General features: G+C 41.1%; 29 protein-coding genes. 16 read left to right on the forward strand and 13 right to left on the reverse strand.

Translation table 11 applies throughout. The annotated features are described in order from the left end of the window. The first annotated feature begins 47 nt into the window (after positions 1 to 47). Positions 48 to 761 carry a cell filamentation protein Fic gene (locus CFH81_04615; GenBank protein DAB40525.1) on the forward strand — a complete coding sequence of 238 codons (714 nt, stop codon included), beginning with the start codon at positions 48 to 50 and terminating at the stop codon, positions 759 to 761. A gap of 149 nt (positions 762 to 910) precedes the next feature. On the opposite strand, the gene CFH81_04620 is transcribed toward CFH81_04615, so the two are convergent. The 5 genes from CFH81_04620 to CFH81_04640 form a co-directional block, all read right to left on the reverse strand. Continuing rightward, positions 911 to 1,360: a hypothetical protein gene (locus CFH81_04620; GenBank protein ID DAB40526.1), complete on the reverse strand. Its 450-nt coding sequence runs from the start codon at positions 1,358 to 1,360 to the stop codon at positions 911 to 913. A gap of 127 nt (positions 1,361 to 1,487) precedes the next feature. Beyond that, positions 1,488 to 2,762 (reverse strand): hypothetical protein, encoded by a 1,275-nt coding sequence (locus tag CFH81_04625; protein DAB40527.1) that lies wholly within the window; start codon positions 2,760 to 2,762, stop codon positions 1,488 to 1,490. Continuing rightward, positions 2,755 to 3,006, reverse strand: coding sequence for a hypothetical protein (locus CFH81_04630; protein ID DAB40528.1), 252 nt, complete (start codon positions 3,004 to 3,006; stop codon positions 2,755 to 2,757). Before CFH81_04630 ends, CFH81_04625 begins: the two co-directional genes overlap by 8 nt. Then, entirely contained in the window at positions 3,003 to 3,443 is a 441-nt protein-coding gene (locus tag CFH81_04635; protein ID DAB40529.1) for a hemerythrin HHE cation-binding protein, read from the reverse strand. The genes CFH81_04630 and CFH81_04635 overlap by 4 nt, the downstream gene beginning before the upstream one ends. A gap of 25 nt (positions 3,444 to 3,468) precedes the next feature. Next, positions 3,469 to 4,071, reverse strand: a complete 603-nt coding sequence (locus CFH81_04640; protein DAB40530.1) for a hypothetical protein — start codon at positions 4,069 to 4,071, stop codon at positions 3,469 to 3,471. A gap of 238 nt (positions 4,072 to 4,309) precedes the next feature. Between CFH81_04640 and CFH81_04645 the strand changes: the two genes are divergently transcribed. The 10 genes from CFH81_04645 to CFH81_04690 all read left to right on the forward strand — a co-directional run bounded on the left by CFH81_04645 (position 4,310) and on the right by CFH81_04690 (position 12,510). Continuing rightward, entirely contained in the window at positions 4,310 to 5,269 is a 960-nt protein-coding gene (locus CFH81_04645) for a histidine kinase (protein DAB40583.1), read from the forward strand. 9 nt (positions 5,270 to 5,278) lie between these two features. Continuing rightward, entirely contained in the window at positions 5,279 to 5,983 is a 705-nt protein-coding gene (locus CFH81_04650) for a molybdenum cofactor biosysynthesis protein (protein ID DAB40584.1), read from the forward strand. A gap of 136 nt (positions 5,984 to 6,119) precedes the next feature. Further along, on the forward strand, positions 6,120 to 7,952 hold the full coding sequence (locus CFH81_04655) for an indolepyruvate oxidoreductase (protein ID DAB40531.1): 1,833 nt from the start codon (positions 6,120 to 6,122) through the stop codon (positions 7,950 to 7,952). A gap of 1 nt (position 7,953) precedes the next feature. Continuing rightward, positions 7,954 to 8,478 (forward strand): ferredoxin oxidoreductase, encoded by a 525-nt coding sequence (locus tag CFH81_04660; GenBank protein ID DAB40532.1) that lies wholly within the window; start codon positions 7,954 to 7,956, stop codon positions 8,476 to 8,478. A gap of 20 nt (positions 8,479 to 8,498) precedes the next feature. Then, entirely contained in the window at positions 8,499 to 9,806 is a 1,308-nt protein-coding gene (locus tag CFH81_04665; protein ID DAB40585.1) for a phenylacetate--CoA ligase, read from the forward strand. Next, entirely contained in the window at positions 9,793 to 10,212 is a 420-nt protein-coding gene (locus tag CFH81_04670) for an amino acid-binding protein (GenBank protein ID DAB40533.1), read from the forward strand. Before CFH81_04665 ends, CFH81_04670 begins: the two co-directional genes overlap by 14 nt. 11 nt (positions 10,213 to 10,223) lie before the next feature. Then, entirely contained in the window at positions 10,224 to 10,646 is a 423-nt protein-coding gene (locus CFH81_04675; GenBank protein ID DAB40534.1) for a thioesterase, read from the forward strand. Then, positions 10,621 to 11,055 (forward strand): hypothetical protein, encoded by a 435-nt coding sequence (locus CFH81_04680; GenBank protein ID DAB40535.1) that lies wholly within the window; start codon positions 10,621 to 10,623, stop codon positions 11,053 to 11,055. The genes CFH81_04675 and CFH81_04680 overlap by 26 nt, the downstream gene beginning before the upstream one ends. Continuing rightward, entirely contained in the window at positions 11,052 to 11,666 is a 615-nt protein-coding gene (locus CFH81_04685) for a lysine transporter LysE (GenBank protein ID DAB40536.1), read from the forward strand. The genes CFH81_04680 and CFH81_04685 overlap by 4 nt, the downstream gene beginning before the upstream one ends. 574 nt (positions 11,667 to 12,240) lie before the next feature. Further along, a complete protein-coding gene (locus CFH81_04690; protein DAB40586.1) occupies positions 12,241 to 12,510 on the forward strand; it encodes a cell division protein FtsZ in 270 nt (89 codons plus the stop codon). 106 nt (positions 12,511 to 12,616) lie between these two features. On the opposite strand, the gene CFH81_04695 is transcribed toward CFH81_04690, so the two are convergent. Then, positions 12,617 to 13,057: a heat-shock protein Hsp20 gene (locus CFH81_04695; protein ID DAB40537.1), complete on the reverse strand. Its 441-nt coding sequence runs from the start codon at positions 13,055 to 13,057 to the stop codon at positions 12,617 to 12,619. A 173-nt stretch (positions 13,058 to 13,230) separates the two neighbouring features. On the opposite strand from CFH81_04695, the gene CFH81_04700 reads away from it, so the two are divergent. The 3 genes from CFH81_04700 to CFH81_04710 all read left to right on the forward strand — a co-directional run bounded on the left by CFH81_04700 (position 13,231) and on the right by CFH81_04710 (position 15,770). Next, positions 13,231 to 14,433, forward strand: a complete 1,203-nt coding sequence (locus CFH81_04700; GenBank protein DAB40538.1) for a methionine adenosyltransferase — start codon at positions 13,231 to 13,233, stop codon at positions 14,431 to 14,433. A 134-nt stretch (positions 14,434 to 14,567) separates the two neighbouring features. Next, positions 14,568 to 15,134, forward strand: a complete 567-nt coding sequence (locus tag CFH81_04705; GenBank protein DAB40587.1) for a hypothetical protein — start codon at positions 14,568 to 14,570, stop codon at positions 15,132 to 15,134. Continuing rightward, on the forward strand, positions 15,135 to 15,770 hold the full coding sequence (locus CFH81_04710; GenBank protein DAB40539.1) for a TetR family transcriptional regulator: 636 nt from the start codon (positions 15,135 to 15,137) through the stop codon (positions 15,768 to 15,770). 199 nt (positions 15,771 to 15,969) lie between these two features. On the opposite strand, the gene CFH81_04715 is transcribed toward CFH81_04710, so the two are convergent. Then, a complete protein-coding gene (locus CFH81_04715) occupies positions 15,970 to 17,100 on the reverse strand; it encodes a hypothetical protein (GenBank protein ID DAB40540.1) in 1,131 nt (376 codons plus the stop codon). Positions 17,101 to 17,568: 468 nt separating this feature from the next. Here CFH81_04715 and CFH81_04720 point away from each other — a divergent pair, with 468 nt between their 5' ends. Both CFH81_04720 and CFH81_04725 read left to right on the forward strand, forming a co-directional pair. Then, entirely contained in the window at positions 17,569 to 18,282 is a 714-nt protein-coding gene (locus CFH81_04720; GenBank protein ID DAB40541.1) for a hypothetical protein, read from the forward strand. Between the two features lie 122 nt (positions 18,283 to 18,404). Next, positions 18,405 to 19,544 carry a hypothetical protein gene (locus CFH81_04725; protein DAB40542.1) on the forward strand — a complete coding sequence of 380 codons (1,140 nt, stop codon included), beginning with the start codon at positions 18,405 to 18,407 and terminating at the stop codon, positions 19,542 to 19,544. 45 nt (positions 19,545 to 19,589) lie between these two features. Here CFH81_04725 and CFH81_04730 read toward each other — a convergent pair whose 3' ends face one another. From CFH81_04730 to CFH81_04755, 6 genes are all read right to left on the reverse strand, one after another. Further along, a complete protein-coding gene (locus CFH81_04730) occupies positions 19,590 to 20,501 on the reverse strand; it encodes a hypothetical protein (protein DAB40543.1) in 912 nt (303 codons plus the stop codon). 238 nt (positions 20,502 to 20,739) lie between these two features. Further along, a complete protein-coding gene (locus tag CFH81_04735; protein ID DAB40544.1) occupies positions 20,740 to 21,201 on the reverse strand; it encodes a hypothetical protein in 462 nt (153 codons plus the stop codon). A gap of 9 nt (positions 21,202 to 21,210) precedes the next feature. Then, the gene (locus CFH81_04740; GenBank protein ID DAB40545.1) at positions 21,211 to 22,038 is read right to left on the reverse strand and encodes an ABC transporter permease; all 828 of its coding nucleotides are present in this window, start codon (positions 22,036 to 22,038) and stop codon (positions 21,211 to 21,213) included. Next, positions 22,035 to 22,517 (reverse strand): hypothetical protein, encoded by a 483-nt coding sequence (locus CFH81_04745; protein DAB40546.1) that lies wholly within the window; start codon positions 22,515 to 22,517, stop codon positions 22,035 to 22,037. Before CFH81_04745 ends, CFH81_04740 begins: the two co-directional genes overlap by 4 nt. Next, complete coding sequence (locus CFH81_04750; protein DAB40547.1) at positions 22,504 to 23,142, reverse strand: ABC transporter ATP-binding protein; 639 nt, start codon at positions 23,140 to 23,142, stop codon at positions 22,504 to 22,506. Before CFH81_04750 ends, CFH81_04745 begins: the two co-directional genes overlap by 14 nt. Further along, positions 23,139 to 24,047 (reverse strand): ferredoxin, encoded by a 909-nt coding sequence (locus CFH81_04755; GenBank protein ID DAB40548.1) that lies wholly within the window; start codon positions 24,045 to 24,047, stop codon positions 23,139 to 23,141. The genes CFH81_04750 and CFH81_04755 overlap by 4 nt, the downstream gene beginning before the upstream one ends. Positions 24,048 to 24,052: the final 5 nt, after the last annotated feature.

The following is a 24,052-nucleotide window of genomic DNA, read 5'->3' on the forward strand; positions in this document are numbered from 1 at the left end:
AATTTTTTTATATAGAAAGCACACAAAGAAAAGGGTGGGGGATAATTATGGAGCTGAACGCATGTGAGATTAATACCATAGATACCAGTGCGCTGAATTTTGTTCCTGATAAAAAAAAGTACATATTCTTAGCCAAAAAAGACAAAATCGATTTCATCTACAACACTGCTGCCTTGGAAGGGAATATGATGACCTATCCCGAAGTAGAAACGCTTTTGGAAGGGATTACTGTCGGTGGACATAAACTCAGTGACGAACAGCAGATACTTAATCAAAACCGAAGTATCAATCTATTGTTTTCCATGCTCGAAGAAAACTCTTTTGGACTGGATAAAAAAACGCTGTGTTCTCTCCATGCTGAAGTGGCACGGGAAGAGGCGCTCTCGTGGGGGGTATTTCGCGATGGAAACGTCAATATCGGCGGAACAGAGTATCTCCCTCCTTCGCCGAACGAACTTGACAGGGTGTTTGACGAGGGGATTGCACAGATCAGACAGATACAACATCCGGTTCTAAGAGGTTCGACTTATTTTCTTTTTGGTGCCAGATCACAGTTTTTTTATGATGGAAATAAGCGGGTTTCGAGACTGATGATGAACGGCATTGTGCTCTCTGAGGGCTATCCGATGCTTAATATCAAAGTCAAAGACAAGTTGGAATTTAACAAGCAGATGATTGCATTCTACGATACCGCAGACTACATTAGTGCTTTGATCTACCTGCGTGATTATTATATCCGACAAAACAGCCGACTGAAGTAACTGTATGTCCAGAAAACCGAAATTTTTTAAATTATCTATATCAAACTATTTTTTGTACTGTTTAAAAAAAACAAGGAAACTCTACTAATTTAAGTTAAAACCATAGCGTCAATATAGATAAAAAAACCAAACGGTCTTCAAACAGAATGTTATAATTTTTTTTCAAGTATCGCTTTTGTTTTTTGATGGCGGTATTTAAACATGCTTTGAATATCAAGTTCGATCAATGGTTCAAATAGTTTACCTAATACCCCAAAGGGCAATTCAAACTCAATGATGTCTTTGAGTTCGCATAGATTTCCTTGTTTACTGAACAGATGCAGATGTTTCCAAAATTTAAAGGGTGATTTTATGGCTATATCCACTAGAGCATCGGGTTTTTGGAGTTTTTCGATTTTTACTTCCCAATAGATAGGGATGAAAAATTTGGTAATCTTGATTTTTATGATTTTGCCTTCATATGTTTGGGTATCTTGATCTACAAGTTCTACTTTGATATTTTGAGGAGTGATTTTGATGATATTGTTTGAATCGAGATGAAAATCAAACATCTCTTCCAAAGTACAATTTATCAAGGAGGTGTGTATGATAGTTTTCATTTTTATTCCCCTTCTTTTTTTGTTCTAATTTGAAATGATTTTTATTTTTGATTATGCCATATTTTGGATAGATTGTGTATGGATGCAGCATTAAAATTGGTTTACTGAAGCTTTCGGTTCATATGTTTTAATAATTGAATTTCTGTCCCTCTTTTTGGGTTTTAACGTAAAGATAATGGGCATGGATAATTTGATAGCCCATCCATCCAAAGGAAAGCATTGTCAAAAGCGAGGCAAGCAAAATGAGTTGAGGCACCACAAGAGAGAGGATGACTGCAGCTATCATGCTGCAATGTATCCAAAAATGTTTTTTTGCGGTTTTGGGATGAATGATCTCATGCATCATCGGTGCGGTAAAGTAGCCTTGGCTGCTTAAATGAAACCATGTAAGAAAAGGTATGATCTTGTAAAACATCGCAAAAACAATGCTGAGTGCAAAAGCGCCGAACCATAGATATGCCAGCGTATGAACCCATGCCGTCTGAACAAAAAGCCCGAGCATAAAGCAGAGCATACTGACAATCAAACCTCCCAGCCCCAGCCGCCAAAACCATACGGTAGCATCACTGATGGGGCGTTTGCGCTGTGAAAGCCTTTTTAGCGTGACTGCGGCATAGGCGACTAAAAACAGTGCTAAGACAAGATGGCAAACAATCCAGACATCAGGCAGAAAAAAAGACAGTATTGAAGCTGCGGCCAATAACAACAGGATGCCGCCGGAGAAATACCTGCCCATTACGCTCGGATAGGGCGGCGTAACGTAAAACATCTCGATCACCTGAAAAGAGATGGAGACGATCAATACGGCAATCCATCCAAACAGCCCGAACGAATAGTGCGCGGTTTTGATTTCAACATAGTGCACTCCTTCATTGTAGCCTCCGAGTGCTGCGGTAAGATACAGCGCAGCAATTATCAAGAGCACCAACGAAAACAGTGCAGCGGTAATGCCTTTTGATGAAGAGGTGTGGTTGGGAACTTGCAGCAGTTTTTTGATCATTTCAAAAGCGATAAACAGCAGTGGCCCCCCAAGCAGCAGCGAGGCGAGCAGATAAAGCCAGGCAATTTTGCCCAAATGAAATGCAAGCAAAAGCAAAACAATGCCTGCAATAAGAGGATACTGTACCCAGTTTGCTTTTTTTACGGGCGAGGTAAGCTTGACACCCGCAATTACGGGAAGCATTTGAAAGAGCGCAGCCAGCATAAAAGAGAGCATAATGCCTAGCGTAAAGACATGCGTCAGTACAAGCGCACCGTTTGATGCCGGATCAAAAATCCCGTTTTGATAGATTGCCAGCAAAATTCCTCCGAGTATACCGAAAAGTGCTCCTTGCAAAAAGAATCTGAAAACAACAGAGATCGGAGGCGCCTGGTCTAGCGAGAGACCTTTTTGACTAAACAAAGAGATACTCCTTCAGATCGACCGAAGGGTTTTTTGTTATCAGGATATGCCAAATTCCTTCGGTATCTTCGCGGCTGATTACCTGAAAATTATGTTCTTGAGCAAGGTCAATAAGCGGAATAGGATTTTTTCGATGAATCATATAAAGATAATCGTCCTCCTCCAGAGCTCTTAATATATTGATAGCCATTGCCAATGGTTTGGGATGTTCTAATTCTCTAGCGTCAAGTGTAATTTTTTTCATAATTCCGTATGTTTCATTGTCTCCAGGGTTTCTTCTTTGATTGCAGCGGGAAGAATGTTGTCGCACATGGCATACAGCATCTGTTCTTCTTTCATATTGTGCTGCTGCAGCAAAATCATCATCGATTCAGCCAACGAAAGACAAGCATCCATGTCCTCATCAATAATGGCTGAAGCCATTTTTCCGATCAACCCTTTGACTTGTTCGTGTTCATATCTCATGACCGCCGTAGGTCCTTCTGTGCTTCCTGTTTGTTTTTCAAAAGCAGGGAAAAGCACCTCTTCCTCTTTTTTAAAATGCTGAAGCGTTTCGTGCGCAAAAATTTCAAATTGTTTGGTTGCTTCCTCCCAATCTTTTTTTGATGCAGCCTCTTCTGCTTTGGCAAAATAATCGTCGCACAGCCTGTGTTCGCCTTTCATGTAGTGAGAAATATTCATGCGCTATCCTTTATCGTGTGAAATTTTAATGTATCGTAATCATTTGATCCCACAACTCTTTTGTGAGAAGTATTTTGCTGACGCGTTCTTGCCATAGCTGCCCGAAAAGTTTTTGTTCTTCTTGGGAGGCAGCCTTGCTAAGACATTTGCCCATAAGCGGCATCATGTTTTTATCGCCGGGTACCATGGACGGATTATAGCTAAGAGAAACTGATTGGTTGGTGTCTAGTCTTGTGAGCGTAACTTCTCCTTGCATCGGTTTGTTAAATGCCACGAGATTGTTTCTGCTAAAATTGCCTTGGATTCCTTTAAAGCCGCCAACCCCGCTTGCCCCTACAATAAAAGAGATTACGTTGGCAATGACGCCTTCTACCCCTTCTTTTTCGTCTTCTTTCATGGCAACATGGATATTGCCTCTTTGGGGAAGCCCCTGGGGATAAAGGGTTGCAAGACCTTTGAGCGCCATCAGATAGGCTCCGGCTACGGTTGGACAGGAGTGTCCTGCCAATTTGACGCAGTCTAAATAGGTAATTTCAACCTCTCCGTTTTCTACGGCTCCCAAAAAATTGCTTAAAGCATCATACAGCTGTATGGATTGAACATTGTCGTAAAAATCAGGATATTTCATTTTGTTTTCCTAAGTTATTTGATATTTTAATGTTTATTATAGTCAAAAGAGCTTTTTTTTTGATTGATATATATCAATTCTTTGTTTAAAATAGTTTGATAAAGATTTTGCGGCAAAAAGTTTTGATTTGCCAAAACAGAGATTCTTGTTTGAGATCAAAGGATACCTCAAATAAAAAGTATATAATTCTTAAAATTGATAAAAAAGGGTGCAGATGAGTGAGTTTTTGGGGAATGATATGTTTTCTGTTTTGCCGGAGGGGCATCCGGCAAAAGTTTATATAGAAGAAAATGCATTGACAAGAGAGTTGATCGGCAAGCTAAGAGATGTCAACATACAAAGCCAAAAGGAAGAGTTTGCAGAGCTATTAAAAAAGTTGATGCTTATCGAAAAGCATTTTGCCAGAAAGGAAAACCAGCTTTTCCCGTATCTGGAAAAATACGGCTGGACAAGCCCCAGCCAAAATATGTGGGCGTTTCATGATCAGATCAGAGATGAGATAAAAGCCGTACGCAAAGCGATAGAGTCAGACGATATGGTTTTGGCCTCTCAAAATCTCGCGCAAGTGTTTCGAAGTTTGGAGCATTTGATGATCGTCGAAGAGAACAGGCTTTTGCCCAATGCGCTTTCTATGCTTAGCGAGGAAGACTGGAAAGAAATGCGAGAGGGTGACGAAGAGATAGGATGGATGTTCGATGCTCCGCCTGTTGCTTATCCTGCACCAAGCGAAGAAGCCTATATTCACCCCAGCAAAGATACCAAAAAACGAAACCTTCCTTTTTCTATCGAAGACAGAATCAAATTGGACGAAGGGTACATGCTTCCCGAGCAGATCAATCTTTTGCTGAAATTCATGCCGGTTGATATTACCTATGTAGATGAAAACGACATGGTTATTTTTTACAATCGGGGAGAGGATCGGGTTTTTCCCAGAAGCGCAGGCATCATCGGACGCGAAGTGAAATTTTGCCATCCTCCCAAAAGCGTCGATCAGGTACTGATGATACTCAGGGAGTTCAAAGCCGGAAGAAAAGATGAAGCGGAATTTTGGATAGAGTTTAAAGGAAAGTTTATCCATATAAGATATTTTGCGATACGCGATGAAGAAGGGGCCTATAAAGGCGTCATAGAGGTAAGCCAGGATGTAACGCACATAAGAAGTCTCAGCGGAGAGCGAAGACTTTTGGATTGGGAGTAAACGATGAATATGAATGGCATAGCAGCAGTATTGTCCGTACAGATCGGAAGCGTCACTAAAGAGGGTGAAGAAAACAGCAAAGAATTTCTTACAAAAACCTATGAGACCGCTTCGTATAAGCTTCCTGTCTCTTGCGGTGTAAGGGTGACAAAAAACGGGATAGAGGGAGATTTTGTTGCCGATACAGTCCATCACGGAGAGGTTGACAAGGCGGTATTTGCCAACAGTTTTAAAAATTATGAAAGCTGGAAAAATTTTTTGGGGCTGGATGCCTTAGCATTTGGCGCTTTGGCTGAAAACCTAACGTTTGATGCCATAGACGAAACCGACGTATGCATTGGCGACGTGCATAAGATAGGCTCAGTGATATTGGAAGTTTCCCAGCCCAGAAAACCTTGCTGGAAAATTTCCAGAAGATGGCAAAACAAACATTTTACCAAAGAGATTTACGACACCGGGAAAACCGGATGGTACTATCGGGTGATACAAGAAGGGATGATGGCCAAAGGCGACAAGGTCGAGCTTATCAGCAGACAAAACGTTTTGGTGAGCATTCAAGAAGCCAACGAAGCTTTTAAAGACCCCGACGAGCATCCTGATACGGTTGAAAAACTTATGCAGCTTGATGTGCTGGCGCCTGCCTGGAAGAGAGGGCTTGAAAAAAGAGTCGCCAACAAGAATGAAGTTTTAGAATATATGAAGATTGATGATTAGTGTTTTTGCCCTAAGCGTTATCTGTTTTATTTTAATTATTGTAAATTTATTTTTTAAATAATTAATTTTCCAAATTATTGTGTAATTTTATCTTGTTTAAGTATAATTTTCAAAATATTATAGCGGATAGTATACGATGAAACAAACATTAATGGGAAATGATGCGATTGCGTGGGGGCTTATCCATGCAAATGTGGATATGGTCAGCGGATATCCCGGAACGCCTTCGAGCGAGATATTGAGCGGGGTTCAGAAGATCAAAAAGATGCTCAGCCTTCCGGTCTATGCGGAGTGGGGAGCCAACGAAAAGGTAGGGTTTGAGGTGGCCTATGCAGGCGCGATTGCAGGGAAAAGAACGTGTGCCACGATGAAACAGGTAGGGCTCAACGTGGCAAGCGATGCATTGATGAGTGCGGCATATATCGGCAATCTAGGAAGCATGCTGCTCGTTTCTGCCGACGACCCCGGATTTTACTCCTCCCAGACAGAGCAAGACAGTCGGGTGTTTGCAAAATTTGCAAGAATTCCCGTGCTCGATCCTTCAACACCCCAGGATGCGTATGATTTTACAAAACTCGGAGTGGAGCTTTCTGAGAAATTCCAAATCCCCGTCATGCTTCGCCCGGTCATGCGCGTATGTCATGCGAGAGAAATTATCGAAATGGACGATGCCACAGAATTTAAGCCAAACGCGGGCAAGTTTGTACGCGATGTGCCAAGATGGGGCGCAGTGCCCAGAGACGGCAGGTTTGTTCAAGGATTGGATCAGCTTGAGCGTGTTGAGACGATAGCCAAATACAATTGGGAGCATTTTTTAAAACCGCAATTTGAGGCATACCAGGGCGGCGGACTGCTTATCATCACAAGCGGCACGGGGTACGGGTTTACGCAGGAGACGCTTAAAGATTTGGGTCTTGAAGCAGACGTTGTGAAAATCATCATGCCTTATCCTCTTCCGGCAAAAGAGATTCAAGCCCGTTTTGATGCCTACGAAAAGGTGCTTGTCGTCGAAGAGCCGTATCCTTGCATCGAAGAACAGATCGCTCATCCCAAAGTTTACGGCAAAAATACAAATACTGTTCACAAAATCGACGAGATGAAAAAAGAGGAGATACTAAAAGCGCTCCAAAAGATAGAGTTTTACAAGGGTGAAAATATCTATGAAGCGCCAAAGATCGATTTGGGCTTTAGCGTTCCTGCGCGTCCGCCTGCCCTTTGTCCCGGATGTCCACATAGGGATGTTTATTATGCGATCATGAAGGTGTTTAAAAGAAAAAAATCCATCTATCCTTCAGATATCGGATGCTACACGTTAGGCATCGCACAAGGCGCGATCGATTCACTCTTGTGTATGGGCGCTTCGGTGGCTATGGCAAGCGGCTTTGCGCTGGCAGACCCTACCAAAGACGTGGTGGCAACGATCGGGGACGGTACGTTTTTCCATTCGGGTATCCCGCCTCTTTTGAACGCGATCTATCAAGGACACAGATTTGTGCTGGTGATTTTGGACAACTCGACCATTGCCATGACAGGAAGACAGGTAACCCCAAGCCGAGTCCACCGCCCTATCGATATTAAAAAGATCGTTGAAGGAATGGGGGTCGAGTGCATGGAGCATCACTATAGTTATAAGATGCACGAAAATGTCGATTTTTTCAAAAAAGTCAAAGCAAAATATGAGGCAAATACTTCCGGTCCGACGGTTGTGGTGGTACGGGAGTTTTGTATTCTCGATGCGGAACGTGCGCCTGATTTCGTTCCCAGCATTTACGTGAAAGTGGATGAAGAGTTGTGTGTGGCATGCGATCAGTGTACCACCGTGTATAAATGCCCTCCTATGTCTTACAACGAAAAAGGCAAAATCGAGATAGATCCTTTCTTGTGTGCAGGATGCGCAGGATGCCTTGAAGTAGTCTGTCCTACGGATGCATTTATCGTTGATGAAAATTATCTCAAAAAGGGGATGTAGTATGAAGTATCAAATCGTCATCGCCGGATTCGGCGGGCAAGGGGTGGTTTTTTTGGTCAAAGTGCTTGCCATTTGTGCGGGAAATCGGGATATTGCCTTTTTGGGCACAGAAAATCACGGAATGAGCCAAAGGGGAGGGGCTGTCAGCTGCGATATCAAAATCGGCGATTTTACAAATCCGGTTATTGATAAAAACCAAGCCGACGTCATCATAGGGCTTGATTCCAACGAGAGTTTAAGAAATATTGCCTTTTTGAAAACCGGCGGTACAATGGTCGTGAATGCCAAACCGGACTATCCTTCTTTGCCTTTTGCTGTCGCAAGAGCGGATGCCAATGCAAAGGCGTTGCAAGGAGCGTTCCCCATCCAGGGGCTGAACGTGTATATGCTCGGGGTTGCTTTGGCCGGGGTGAAGGATTTTCCGTTCAGCGTCGAAGAGGTAGAAAAAGCTATTGCACAGATGAATCCAAAAGTTGCGCAGCAAAATATTGAAATTTTGCAGATGGCGATGAATGATTGTAAATGATGGGGGACACAAAAGAGATGATTTGGAATAAAATTGAAAGCAGTCCAAGAGAAACGATTGAGCAGCTTCAGCTGTCGCGGCTAAAAGATACCGTGCAAAGAGTATACACTCTCACGCCTTTTTATTGTCAGAAATTTGAACAATCGGGCATAAAGCCAGAAGATATCACCTCTTTAAGCGATATCAAAAAACTTCCCTTTACCACCAAAAAAGATCTGCGCGCACACTATCCGTTCGGACTTTTTACCGTTCCCATGAGCGAGGTCGTTAGAATTCACAGTTCGAGCGGAACAACCGGAAAGCCCACCGTCGTAGGATATACACAGTCGGATATGGAGGTTTGGGACGAGGTCATGGCAAGAGTATTTACAATGGCCGGAACAACCGCAGAAGATATTGTCCACAACGGATACGGCTATGGACTTTTTACCGGAGGCCTGGGAATGCATAACGGCGTGCAAAAAGTGGGCGCAACGATCGTTCCTGCCAGCAGCGGTTTTACGGAAAGGCAGTTAATGCTGATGAAAGATTTTGGCGCAACGATTTTGGCGGTGACGCCTTCTTTCGCACTGCACATGGCCGAAGTTGCAAAAAAAGCCGGATCTGATTATCTGAAGGATTATAAACTCAAAGCGGGTGTCTTCGGCGCGGAACCTACTTCAAAAGGGTTGAAAGAAGAAGTAAGCAAAGCATGGGGGATAGACTATCACGAAGTATACGGGCTCAGCGAGATTATCGGACCTGGCGTTGCGTGCAGCTGCAAAAAGTCCGACCTTTTGCATGTCTTTGAAGACCATTTTTTTGTCGAGATTATCGATCCGGCAACGGGAGAAGAAGTACCCGAAGGCCAAAGGGGAGAACTGGTGATCACCCCGCTTACCAAACAAGCGCTGCTGCTGTTAAGATACAGAACGGGCGACATTACCTCTATCACGAAAGAACCATGCCGATGCGGCAGAACGATGTTAAGAATGGAGTCTATCGTAGGAAGAACAGATGATATGCTCATCATCGGCGGCGTGAACGTCTATCCTTCTCAGATTGAGCATGTCATTTCCAATGCGTATGGCGTGACGTTGAATTATCAGATTATCGCCGATAAAAAAGGCTACCTGGACAAGCTGGAAATTCATATCGAAGTGAGCGATGAGATCGTATGCGATAATGTTGCCCAGATGGAAAATATCAAAAAAAGTATCCAGGCGGCGTTGTTGAACAATCTCTACATCAATGCGACCGTCAGGCTGGTAGAGCCAAGAAGCATAGAGCGCAGCATGGGCAAAGCAGTAAGAATTATTGACAAAAGGAAATCCGATGAGCAAAATTAAGCAGCTTTCCGTTTTTATGGAGAACAAAAAAGGAGAATTGAGCGACGTCATGACTCTCCTTTCGCAAAACAACATTTCGATCAAATCGATCAATCTGGTGGATTCGGCTGATTTTGGAATTTTAAAGCTGATCGTGGATGAGGAACAAAAAACAAAGCATATCTTGGATGAAGCCGGATTTTCGGTAAAAATCGTTGATGTTTTTGCCGTTGCCATAGATGATCATGTGGGCAGTTTTCACGAGGTTGTCTCGGCGCTTTCGCAAAATGATATCAACATCGAGTATACCTATACTGTCAACAACGGCCAAAACGGTGCATTCGTTTTTAAAGTGGGTGCCGGCGATTTTCAAAAAGCAACAGAAGCGTTAAGCAAAGCAGGCGTACAATTGCTGCAAAAAATATAAGCGGGGATCCTTTGGACAAAAGCGAAGTAGAAAAAGAAGATATCGATTTTTTGCAGCATATCGGCGGAGAACTTATCAATTTAAGCGACGGGTATGCGGAAGTTGCCTTTGAGATACAGCCTTATCATAAGCAGCATCACGGTACCGTGCACGGCGGAGCTATCGCAACGCTGGCGGATCATACAGGGTGGTATGCGGTCATCTCCGAAATACCCAGCGGCTTTAGCAGCGTGACGATAGAACTGAAGGTAAACTATCTCAAGCCTGCCGCCGGAGAAGTGCTCAGTGCGCAAGCAAAAGTGATCAACCGGACAAAAAGAACGGCGTTTGCCACGATAGAGATTTTTGCAAAAGACACATTGATTGCTTATGCAACGGGGACATACGCCGTTTTTCAAGAGAGAGAAAATGCTCACACCCAAAGAGATAAGTAAACTGTTTGAAGTACAGGTCAATACGCTGTACAATTGGCAAAAAACAAAACCAAAACTGTATCGGTATTTGCAAAATGCAGACTACAACATCCAAAAAAATGATGAGATCAACGTTTTGCTGCAAGAATACGCAGTGACGGTACAGTTTAATTTCACTATAGAAGAGATCCTTTATCTGGTACATTCCAAGACGGAACTTTTGTCGATAGAGGACATTAAAAATTTTGAAAAGATATTTATGGGGGCAGAGTATAAAAACATTCCCGAAAATCCGATCCTCTTTTCTATCTATGATAAAATTTTGGGATTAAATATCATCGAAAAGTATATTTTTTATAAAAAAATCTACAAATACAGACAGTCGCCTGATATCAAGATCCATGAATTTTTTAGCGAGTTTCTTGCGTGATTTTCTCTTTTATAGAAGGTTTTTTGCTGGGAGCCGGCGCAGCTGTTCCGCTTGGTCCGATCAATCTTTTGATCATGAATGAAGCTATCAGAGAGTATAAAAACGGCGTGATGATAGGTCTGGGCGCTATGAGCGCAGACATTACCTACCTGCTTTTCATTTTATTTGGAATCATCGCCTATCTCAATCAGCCCTTTGTACTCAATGTTATTTCGTTGGCAGGAGGAATATTTTTGCTCTATCTTGCCTGGAATATTTTCAAAGGCAGAAAAAAGCCTCTAGCGGACATTGCGGCGGATACGGCGCAAAAAAATGCATTGAAGCTGTATATAAAAGGGTACCTTTTGACGTTGTTAAATCCCTATACTATCGCTTTTTGGCTAAGTGCTGCAGGGTATGTTGCAAGTAAAAATCTGGATTTTTTCATTACATTTTTTGGCTTGTTTAGTGCTATCTTTCTTTGGATAACACTGATGCCGCTCATTATCTATAAGACAAAACATAAAATCTCCCATACTCTTTCCCATAGGATTCATCTTGTCTCTTCGCTTATTCTTTTTGGATTTGGAACGATGATGCTGATGAATTTTGTTTCTCATTTTCACGTTTAAAACTTTTGTGCAGGTTTCTCTTTTTTGCATCGCGAATGACAGAGATACTTTTATATATTGCTATGAAATACTACGCTGCATATAGTGGAAAGTGTGAGAACGGCAAAAACTAACCCATTAACATTGAGGCGGTATTCGCCTACAATTATAAAAATCCATAGGAAACCAAAGATGACACAACAACAAATAAGTAAACTTTTAGACTTGCCGGAGAGAATACTAAGAGATTGAAACTTGCCTCTTTCAACATGTTTAATCAAAAATTGTTCTAGCAAGACAAAATATGTCTAATCGTTTTATTATAATTTTTAAAATAATAGGACATTTTTGACAGAATTTGTGCGCCGGTTTCTTTGCCGCCGCAAGCCTTTTGAAGAGTATCAACCAAATTGTTTTCTCATCGCTCTTCGGATAAACGGAGGAGAAAAAGTGATTTGTGATAGCGGATCGATTTCTTGGAAATTATTATATAATGTGTGCTGGACTTCATGTCAAAAATAGCAGGATCGGAGGAATAGATATGAAAGAGAAAAACGAGATAGATGAATTTGATATTACAATCACAAAAGTTTCTATGGCAAAAAATGTAAAAATCGCCGTAATAGGGGTTGGAGGAGGAGGCGGGAATATGATTAACGTTCTTGCAAAAAGTGCCATCCGAGATCATATCAAACTGGTTTCTGCCAATACGGATGCTCAGGCCCTAGAAGACTGTACAGCTGATACAAAAATTTTATTAGGGCCAAATACTACCAAAGGGCAAGGTGCCGGTATGGACCCTGAGTTGGGCAAAAGAGCAGCGCTTGAAAGCTATGAAGAAATCAAAGAAGCCTTGAAATACTAGACTCTCCGATTTCATAAGAGAGAAAAAGAGAGTAAAGAGTATGAAATCGCCCATAAGCAGCAAATGAAATCCTGCCGCTTATGGTAAGAGGAAGTTATTTTGGAGGTTATTTTATTTCGATTTTTTTGACGTCTTTGTCGATCTTTTTCAATTTTGGTATCACCACCTCAAGCATTCCTTCTTCACAATTCGCTTTGATATTTTCACTGTCTGCATTGTCAGGCAATGTAAAACTTCTTTGAAATTTGCCATAACTGCTTTCCATTTTGTAGTAATCTTTTTTCTTGACTTCATTCTTGATCTTTCTTTCACCCGAAATGGTCAAAACGTCATCTTTGAGGTCAACATGGATATCTTTTTTGTTTACACCGGGCAAATCTACTTCGATATGATAGGCAAACTCACCTTCTCTTGTGTTGACTGCCGGGGTAAAACCGGAAATATTCGCAAGCTCTCCTCTCCCTGATGAGGGAACATTAAACGCACCCATCAATCTTTCTTCTAATTCTCTAAAATCTTTTGCCGGATCAAATTTTGTCAGTAACATAAAAACTCCTTTAAAATTTTATATTTTATTATAAGACTTTAGTCTTCCATTGTCAAGTATTTTAACAAAAAATTTAAATATAGTTTATCAACCGATAATATTTGATTTTCTAGAGCGTTTTTACATATTTTTTGATATGCTATAAAATAATAAGATAAAAAGAAGGAGAAAATATGTACCTTTTTGCTTCCGAAGCCGTATCGGCAGGACATCCTGACAAATGCGCCGATATCATTGCCGATGCGATAGTGGATGCGCTTTTACAGCAAGATCCCGAAGCCAAAGTGGCTACCGAAGTTATGCTAAGCGGCAAGCATGTTATTATCGGCGGGGAAGTTAAAACGAAAGTGCCCGTCGAGGAGGCATTTTATCGCCGTATCGTTTTGGACACTTTTGCCAAAATCGGCTACCCCGAAATCGGTTTTGATGTCGGAGAAACGTTGGATCCTAAAAAATGCGATATTTATATCTTTGTAAGCCGGCAGTCTCCCGATATTACGATGGGGGTTGTAAAAAAAGATCGCCAAATCGGCGCAGGGGATCAGGGCCTCATGTTCGGCTATGCCACAAGCGAGCGTGAGGATTTTATGCCCACAGCATTCGTGTACGCCAGAGAAATACGCGATGTGCTTTATGAGCACGCCAAAGCGCATCCGGGCATATTTGGCGTTGACCTCAAAACGCAAGTGCTGATGGATTACGGAACCAAAGCAAATTTTGATGAATGCAAACCGCTTTGTGTCTCAAAAATCATTGTTGCCGTCTCTCACAATAAAGATATTCCTTTGCCGCAGATTCAAGAACTCGTAAAAAAACTGATATGCAAAAATGTTTCTTTTGCCCCCGGACATTATGATGAGGCAAAAATCGATTTTTATATCAATAATACGGGCAGATTTGTGGTGCACGGCCCTATTGCAGATTCGGGACTTACGGGCAGAAAAGTGGTATGCGATACGTACGGGGGATATGCTCCCGTCGGAGGGGGCTCGCAAAGCTCCAAAGACTACTCCAAAGTAGACAGGTCGGCATTGTATGCTTCAAGATGGATTGCCAAGCATATCGTGGCAGCAGGTTTGGCGAAAAAAGCATTGGTGCAGCTGAGCTACGTCATCGCCGAGCCAAAACCCACCTCCCTGAGTGTAGATACTTTGGGCACTTCATTAACAAAAATGACTGATGAAGTCTTATCAGAAAAAATTTTTGAAAAATTTGAATTGACACCACGATGGATTACCGATAAATTTAATCTTGACAAGCCCTCTATCAGTAATTTTCTCTATGCCGATATTGCAGCGAAGGGTCAGGTGGGCTATGCGGCTTATCCATGGGAACAGCTCGATATGCTAGAGTGGTTTAAAACGCTAAAAGTCTAGCCAGGTTTTTGTTTTTTGGCTGAGTCGTTGATGCCGCAGGGTTCTTTATCCTAAAATTAGAGTAATTGCCCTTGACAATAATATTTTACCACGTTATCATGTAACATAAATACTTTAAAGGATAAATTATGAAAATTTCTAAAATACTTACAAACGGTTCAGTTTTCGCAATATTGTCAGGTTTTCTTTACGGTGCTCCTTTCGAAGTAGACATTGAGCACTCAAGCGTAGGGTTTAAGATCAAGCATCTTATGATCAGCAATGTCAAGGGACATTTTTCCAAATTTAACGGAACGTATGATCTAGATAATGGCATACTTAAATCGCTAAACGGTACGATAGAAGCCGCCTCTATCGATACGGGCATTGAAAAACGTGACAACCACCTTCGAAGCGCAGATTTCTTGGAGGCGGAGAAATATCCTCAGATCACTTTTAAGATGACCTCTTTTAAGGATAGTGATGAAGTCTCAGGAGATCTCACTATCCACGGGGTCACCAAAAGCGTAACTTTAGAGGCAGAGATATCAGACGCCATTAAAGACCCGATGGGCAATACGCGCAGCGGTATTTCTCTTGAGGGCAAGATCAAACGCAGCGATTTTGGACTCACATGGAATAAAGCACTTGAGGCGGGCGGCGTTGTCGTAGGCGACGAAGTGAAGCTGTCTATCGAACTGGAAGGAATCGAAAAGAAATAAATGCCAAGGCCCGCCACCAAAGAGAAGATCCTCTCCGCTGCACTAAAACTGTTCAACGAGAAAAACACTCAAGCCGCGACAACAAATCATATCGCCGCGGCTTTGGAAATGAGCCCCGGAAACCTTCACTACCATTTTAAAAATCGCGAAGCGATTGTCTTTGCACTCTATGAGCAGATGCTGTCCAAAAGCGTTCTTGCGAATGCAGCGCTTCCTTCTTCGATCACGCAGGTGCACGAACATCAAATATATTTGGCAAAAGTCTACTGGGCATACCGTTTTTTTAACCGAGAACTGCTTTTTTTGCTTTCTCGTGATCCTAAATTGAAAACCCGCTACATCAAAGAAAATACGGCACACAAACAACGCATCCGTATCGTGTTTGAGCAGCTTTCAGCCAACGGATATCTTGACATCCCCGCAGATCATGTTTATACCCAGCTTACAGATACCGTACTGCTTTGCAACCAGTTTTGGCACTCACATCTGGAGACATTGGGCATTGAAGTGGATGAAGCAAACTTTGCGGGCGGCTTTGAGCATATCGAAGGGGCAATGCACCCTTATTTGACATCCAAAGCATTAGAGGAACTCGCCGCATTGCAAGATAAAAATCTTGGAAAAAAGAATATTTAAAACAATCCCGAAGATAAACCTAAAGAAGCAAAATTAATTAATTTACCAAATATGCTTCACGATTATAGTAGATTAAATTTGTTATGAAATGGATATTGAAACAAGCGGATGAATTTAGTTTTCAGCTTTTCGCCCGCCATTTTTTGAAAGAAAAATCCTATTTTCTCTTGCTGTCTTGAGCCAAGCTCTCAAGACAGCATTATTCTTCGATCGTCCGCCCTATCTTTATAGGCGCATTTTTATTTACAGTGGTACCGTCGCCAAGCTGGCCCTCACTGTTACGTCCCCAGCTCCAAAGGGTACCGTCGCTTTTGATCGCAGTAGTATGATAATACCCGGCAGAAATTTGTTGCCAATTACTATCATCATTGACCGGAATGGGTTTATAGCTGGACGCATTAGTACCGTCGCCAAGCTGTCCAAAACCGTTATCTCCCCAGCTCCAAAGGGTACCGCCGCTTTTGATAGCGGCGGTATGAAAATACCCGGCAGAAACCTGTATCCAGTCGGCGGCATGGGTAGCTTCCTGTACCGGGCTACTTCGATTTATCGTGGTACTATCGCCAAGCTGGCCATAAGAGTTATATCCCCAGCTCCAGAGGGTACCGTTATTTTTGATAGCGGCGGTATGAAAATACCCAGTAGAAACCTGTACCCAGTCGGTGCCATGAGTAGCTTCCTGTACCGGGCTATTTTGTCTTGTCGTAGTACCGTCGCCAAGCTCGCCATAAGAGTTATTTCCCCAGCTCCAAAGGGTACCGTTATTTTTGATAGCGGCAGTATAATTACCTCCGGCAGAAACCTGTACCCAGTCGGTGGCATGAGTAGCTTCCTGTACTGGGCTGCTTTGGTTTATCGTGGTACCGTCGCCAAGCTGACCATCACTGTTATATCCCCAGCTCCAAAGGGTACCGTCGCTTTTGACAGCGGAAGTATGAACACCTCCGGCAGAAACCTGTATCCAATATAGAGCATGAACCGTCACGGTTACCTGCACGGCATCACTGCCGTCTGTGATCTCGATGGTTCCTGTATCGCTTGCATTAGTCTCTTGCGTTTTAGTATAGGTGATTGTACTGCCGTTTATATCAAAGTGACCGTAATTCCCCTGTGTAAGAACTTTCGCATTGAGCGTATCGTTATCTTCATCTTCGCTAGATGAGGCAATCTCCCACTCAGCGGTGATGTTGGATTCATTGACATTCAACGTCATATTAAAATCCGATGCGCTTGGCACATTGTTCTCAACATAATGCACATTACTATCATTACACCCGCTTAAGAATACTCCCGCGACCAATAAAGAAAATAACCACTTTTTCAAATACATACCCCTTCCTTCTCTTCTTTTACTATATTATACTATAAGGTCTATATCAATTGTCACCAGAATGTATCCAGATACAATAAAATTTAGAAGCTTTTATCTATGCGCTTGACAAAGTCCCAAAAGATAAGCTTGTGTTTGACCATCAAAAGATTTTTGAAGAGCACATGAAACAAAGAGCCGACGCTCAAGAGAATGATACTTTGCCGATCGTTTAGCGCACGAGTGAGGGTGCGGTCTTTGCTTTGATGTACGCTTTGAGTATAGAAGGGTGAATATGCTCATCATTTTTCACACCGTAAACGAATTGTATAAATAAGATTATTTTAGTCTTGTTTAAGCGTATCATACTATAATGTATTTTTATGCAAAAAATAATATATGATAATAGTACCGTTATGTTTGCCCTTACGGGAGTGTACGGCAACGGCATTCATAGAGTAAAATATTTTTAAATCTCAAGGAGACACTATGCGATATTTGGCAGGGCTAATCATGATTTTGATACTCTCAGGATGCGGAAATGACAAAAAAGAGGTGCGCTATAACGGTGCAGCACTTTTAAAAAACAAGTGCGGGGCATGCCACAATCTTAAAATGCCGCCTGATACTTATGAAGACGAGAAAGCGCCTCCAATGATGGCAGTTGTTTTTCACTTAAAAGATTTTATGAAAATTAAAGACGATAAAGACAAAAACGAGAAGTTCATCCCTTTTATTCAAGACTATACTCTCGAACCGAGCAGGGAAAAATCCTACTGCGACGAAACGAGTTTGGATGCCTACGGCCTGATGCCTTCGCTAAAAGGGAGTGTAACGGAAGACGAATTAAAAGCGATTGCCGAACATATCTATACTTTTTACAATCAGGAAGAATACCTTAAGGATATGCAGGCAAAAGCAGCCTTTTATGCATTGCCAAAAGGCGAACAGCTGGTGAGAAAGACCGGATGTCTGAATTGCCACGATATACAGAAAGCGAAAGTCGGCCCGTCTTTTGCAATGATGGCAGACAGAGAACCCGAAGAGATCATAAGCGTGATTCAAAACGGAAGCCAAGGCAAATGGGAGGGATTTCGCAATATGCTGATGCCCGCATTCAAAAATAAATTTACACAAGACGAGTTGCGCATTTTACAAGAATGGATACATACTTTAGGGGGCAAGGAGAAAGCAAATCCTTGAACTGCCAAAAAAAGTAAATTACGTCAGGATAGTGCATGAAATGCTTTGTCTGCAGCATAACATCAATTATGCTACACTATTAAAAGAAGAAGCTAAAAATAAAAAAAAGAGGGGGGGGGAATATGTCATCAAAAAAAATACTCATCGAATTTGAACCTAATGCAGACAATCTGGACAAAAAGAAGGAATTGCGTGACGGGCTCTCGGTTGTTCTGCAAATCAAAGATACTCTCTGGGTTGCAAACGATGAAACCGTTGGATTAGAGAAACTTCGGCTGCTTCGAAACAGCACAGACGAAAAGTTTGCAAAGGCCTCAAGGCATAAGCATTATTGTTTGTACGACTTTCTCAAACTGCCTGTCGATAGACCTGAAAATCCCAAAGATCTTGAAGAGATCGATGTTGAAGGGTTAGCGTACGACGGTCACTACTTGTGGCTGACAGGCTCACACAGCCTCAAGCGTAAACGTCCTGATGCTGCATTGAATGCCAAAACCATTGCAAAGGAGCTTGGAGAGCTCTCCAGCGACGGAAACAGGTATATTTTAGCCCGAATACCTGTCGTCGATGATGAGGAGGGGGTGGAGATTGTCAAAAAATACAAAAAAGAATCCAAACTTTACCATGCTGCCCAGCTTGCGGGAGATGAAACAGGCAATGAATTAACCAAAGCCCTTCGAAAGGATCGTCATATTGGCCCATTTATGGGAATTCCCGGCAAAGACAACGGTTTTGATATCGAAGGTTTGGCTGTTTGTGGGAAGCGGATATTTTTAGGGCTCAGAGGCCCGGTTCTCCGCGGATGGGCGATGATCATTGAAATCGAACCCAAAGCATCTTCAAAAAAGCCTTCTTGGCTGAAACTTAAACCCATAGGTCCTAAAAAAGCACTCTACCGCAAACATTTCATCTATCTTAACGGGTTAGGGATAAGAGATCTTTGTGCCGACGAAAATGATATGCTGATCCTGGCAGGGCCAACCATGGATCTTGACGGTCCGGTCAGCGTCATGAGATGGAAGGGCGGCGCATCACCCAAAAAGCCCTCTGCCGTTTTGGCAGATGAACTTGAAAAAGTTTTCGACATTCCCTTTGGCTTTCGCAAAGATCATGCGGAGGGTATTGCATTTTTTGCTTCCGAGGGGAATCGTATTGATTCTGTCATTGCCGTTCATGATTCTGCTTCCCAAGAGAGGCAGATTGGCGAAAGTTCCGTATTGGCTGATCTCTTTGATTTGCCTGCATCCGATAAAGCAGACTAATGCCAAAATAAATTACGACGGTTTCGACAGTACGGCAGCAAGATCTTACAATGTATCCAGATAGGCTCGCTGAACTTCTTTCTGGTTTGGGTTTGTGTAGATCATAGTTGTTTGAATGCTTGCATGGCCAAGCAGCTCTTTGACCGTTACAATATTGACGTCTTTGGCGAGCATCGTTTTTGCAAAAGTATGTCTTAAGATGTGTGCGCCACTATAGTGGATGCCTATTTTTTTATACACATTGTTGAGTAATCTATAGATCTGCGATCCGTCCATCACTTTGCCGGATTTTGTTGTGGCGATATAGTCTATTGTATTTCTTTTATAGTAAGAGAGTTCTTGTTCTATATATTTTTTTGGGATATAGAGCGTTCTTTCCTTGTCACCTTTGCCGATCGTATGGATCACATAAAGCTCGCCGTCTTCATGAAAATCGTTTGCTTTTAAAACTTCCAACTCCCCTCTTCTGGCTCCGGAATAGAGGAGTATTTTGAGTATCAGCGAAACCCTGACATTCAAAAACTTCTCAAGTCTAAGCGACGCTAAATAAGTTTCAAGAGCTCTCACATCCCTGTTTTCAACGCCTTTTGGGGTTCGCCTGGGCACTTTTATATTGATCTTAAAAATTGTAGAGAGTTTGATGTCGGTATCCAAATTTTCATTGATGAATGTAAAAAATGTTTTGAGATGGGTGATGTAAAGCTTTTTAGAACTCATCTGCAGTTCGCTCTGTTTTTCCAAAACAAGGTTTTTGTATTCCAAAAAATTCATGATGTCAATTTTTTTCAAATTCTCAAATGAAAGTGCTTTGTCATACTGTTTGGCGAATTCGATGAAACTTTTAATCGTAGTATTATAGGAGATAATGGTATATTTTGATTTGTTGGTCAGTTTTAGCTCATTGACAAAATACTCGAAAAATCGCTCCAATTCTCCTGCAAATGATTTATTTTTCATCAAAAACCTCCATTTTTACCAAATTTTTTTATATTATACACTATTATAATCATAATAGTGTATTAACAAAAAGCATTTTTTGACATTAAATAGATATTTGTACATGAATAAAGTAAAGAGCAGGGCGATATATTGGCAAAAGTCGGGTATAAATCTAAAAAGGAATTTTCACCCATTTATCTCCGCTTTTACGGAGATATAGGTAGAGAGGGGAAGAGGAAGAGAAAAATGCAGACAACTACATATTTAGATAGTCAATGAGAGCTTTTGTAACTTCTTTAAAACTTAGCACTCTTTTGCCGTTATTTTTTTCCATGTATGTCTTTGCCGCCCAGGCATTTGAAAATGCGGGAAGATCATCACCAGCCGGTGATGTGTTGTGGCTTCCAAAAACATAATATGCTTTTGTAGCATCAATCGCTTCAAGCGTATTAAAGTCTGTAACTAAAATTTCTGCGATATCCAGATTGTCTTTTAACTCATACTCAGGAAATCTTGATGGATCAAAATAAAAATCAAACATACTTTTTGGGCTGCAGAAAAAAGCGACTTTACCATTTTTCATAGTAATTTTTGATACCCACGTCGGCGCTTTATATACATTCAGCTTTCTTATCAAACAAATATCATCTTTTGATGCCTTAATGGGATCAGCAGACAGTAAAACAAAAAACGACATTAAAACTAGTAAAAATTTCATAGATTCTCCTTACACCAAATCTTTTTTTCGAAATACATTATAGCCTACTATGGCAAACAGAAATCCAAGCAACGTTGGATAGAGGATGGAAAAAATAACAAAAGTCAATTGACTCATCGTATCAAGAATGTAAAAAGCAACAGGGCCCATGACGGTTAATTCGGGATCAAATAGAGATATTGCAGCCACTCTAAAGATTTCCATTGGATTGGCTAAAGCAATGGACAAAATCACGCCGTCATTTACTCTATTTTGCATCATTATTGAAATAAGCGCAATGTCGATAAATGCAAGCAGAAAAATCCAGATAAAAAATGCAACTCCCAATGCCATCTCCGATGAACGAACGATCGAAGAGATCAAAAAAGCAATGCCTAAAAATGAAGAGGTCATTGCAAACAAAAGTCCTACATAGAGAAGAAAGATAGACCAAGGTATTTCAGCGCCCCTAAGAACACCGTATAAAATAGCGGCCACCATTGCCAAGAATACAGGTAAGAATACTGTTATAAATCTCCCAGATATTTTTCCCCAATAGTACTGCGACAATGAAATGGGAAATGATAGCATGTATTCCAATGTATGGTTGTCTCTGTCGCCAGAAATTGACCTTACGGTAGTAATAAGTATAAAAATAGGAAGTATTACGATAGTAACCTGAATGTACATCAAAAGCAATCGGCTTAACCCGCTAAAACCCATCACTTGTGACTCTGTTATTCCTGCTATAAAAAATAACGCGATAAGACCTCCAAACACTAATGAATATATCAAAAACCATTTTGCACGCAACGATTCTTTCAAGTCAAGATACGCTATTAACATTAAATTTTTCATTTTTTAAAACTCTTTACATTTTTTTTATTTTCAATAAAAAGAACCCTCTGGCACATTTGTTCATAATTTAACACCTCTTCCCCTGCAGGGATAGAACTATTGCTTTCATGTGCACCAAGGCCATAAGCCATCGGGGTTAATGTGACAGTATTATAGAGCGCTTTTCTGGCATCTATCCAATTTCCTGTTGTACAATCTGTCACCCAAATTTTGGCTTTATCTTTCCATTCAATTTTTTCTTCTTCAAACCAAAGAACCGCACATCCTATGTCATCGAACTTATAGTTTTTTCCATTTTCCGGATTTATGACTTGTGCCGCATTTTTTCTGTCACTTATTACCATAACACATCTTACGCACATATCCCTATCCCAATGAATTTTTTCAACTGCATTGGGATCTTTTTCTTCGCATCCGCTCAAAAAAATTGATGCAAACAAAGCTATAACCAGAAAAAAGATTAAACTAAATTTTTTCATCAGATACAATTTCCCCCAGATCCATATAAATCTGACGATTTACCAAATCTTTTACTTCATCTAGTCTATGCGTAACAAAAAGCATTACTTTCTCGTCACCGTTTTGCTTTAACAGACGATAAAAATTGTCTCTTGCTTTAGGATCAAGATTGGCGGTTGGCTCATCGTAGATCATTACGCCGCTTCTCTTGGCTAAACTGATAGCAATGAGCAATTTTTGTTTCATACCCCCGCTAAGTTTAAAAAATGATTTATTTAAATTTCCTTGCAGATCTAATTCCATCTCTTTTGTATAGTAAAAAATATCTTCTCTTTTTACACCGGAACTTTTTTCTATATAGCCAAGCAGATCATCTAAATTAAGTGAAATAGGCGGCGGAAGCTGCGGAACAAAACTGATATCTTTTAGTACATCTATTCTATTTTTTATCGGGTCAAGTCCATTTATGAGAACTTGTCCACTATTTGCGTGATAATACCCTAAAATAGACCTTATAAGTGTTGTTTTGCCAGCCCCGTTTGCTCCCATAAGCGCAATATGATCATTTTTGTTGAAATCTACACTTACATTATTAAGCGAAATGGCTTTGCCGAATTTTTTAGTTAAATTTTTAATTTCTATCATACTAAGGACTTTAATCTAAAATCGAATTTCAAAGCGTCAACATGACAAACATCTACGCATCTTCCGCAAAGTGTACAGTCAGCACCTGTTATATATTCAGTTTTTATATTATTTTCTTTTCTTTGCTCGTCATATTTTGCTTTTGTAATCTCAAGTACATGATTTTCAAAGCACACATCATGGCACACCATGCAATGATCACAATTATCATTCCATTCGATTCTCAAAGCACTTATAGGTCCTATAAGTCCGTACGTTGTACCAATCGGGCAAAGATATTTACACCATGCACGTCTGGCAAAAAATATCTCTATGATTAAAACGGCAACCACCCATGCAAGTGCAACACTCCAACCATAGGCTACCGCTCTACTCATAATACCAACAACGTTAATCGTTTCAAACACCAAGTACCCGCTTGTAAATGACAATATTAAAAATGTTGCCCAAAACAGATATCTTACTCTATGATCGAACTCTCTACTTTTAATAATTTTTTTACGAACTAATGTATTATGAATTTTTTCGCCTATCTCACTCAGTATTCCATAAGGGCAAACCCATGCACAATACGTCCTGCCCCCGATAATAAGATAAACCAATAGTATTGTTACCGCGCCTATGATCATATTGACATGCAAATGATGTTCGGCCAAATAAACTTCCATCGTAGTAAATAGATCAATCAGGTGAAAACCTAAAAATCTTGATGCATTCAATGTACCTTCAAGCATTTGAATATCAACTGCGAAAGATAAAAAGAACAAAAGATGGATAGAAATGACCGCTATCCATCTTTTTGCACGATAGCTAAGCTTTTTTTTCTTAGTGCTGCTATCGACATCAAAAAAAGTTGACCAAAAAGATGTTTTGGCAATGGTAGCTCTTTCTTCATACTTATTCATAAGAT

The sequence above is a fragment of the Sulfurovum sp. UBA12169 genome (genome assembly GCA_002742845.1).
Lineage (GTDB): Bacteria > Campylobacterota > Campylobacteria > Campylobacterales > Sulfurovaceae > Sulfurovum.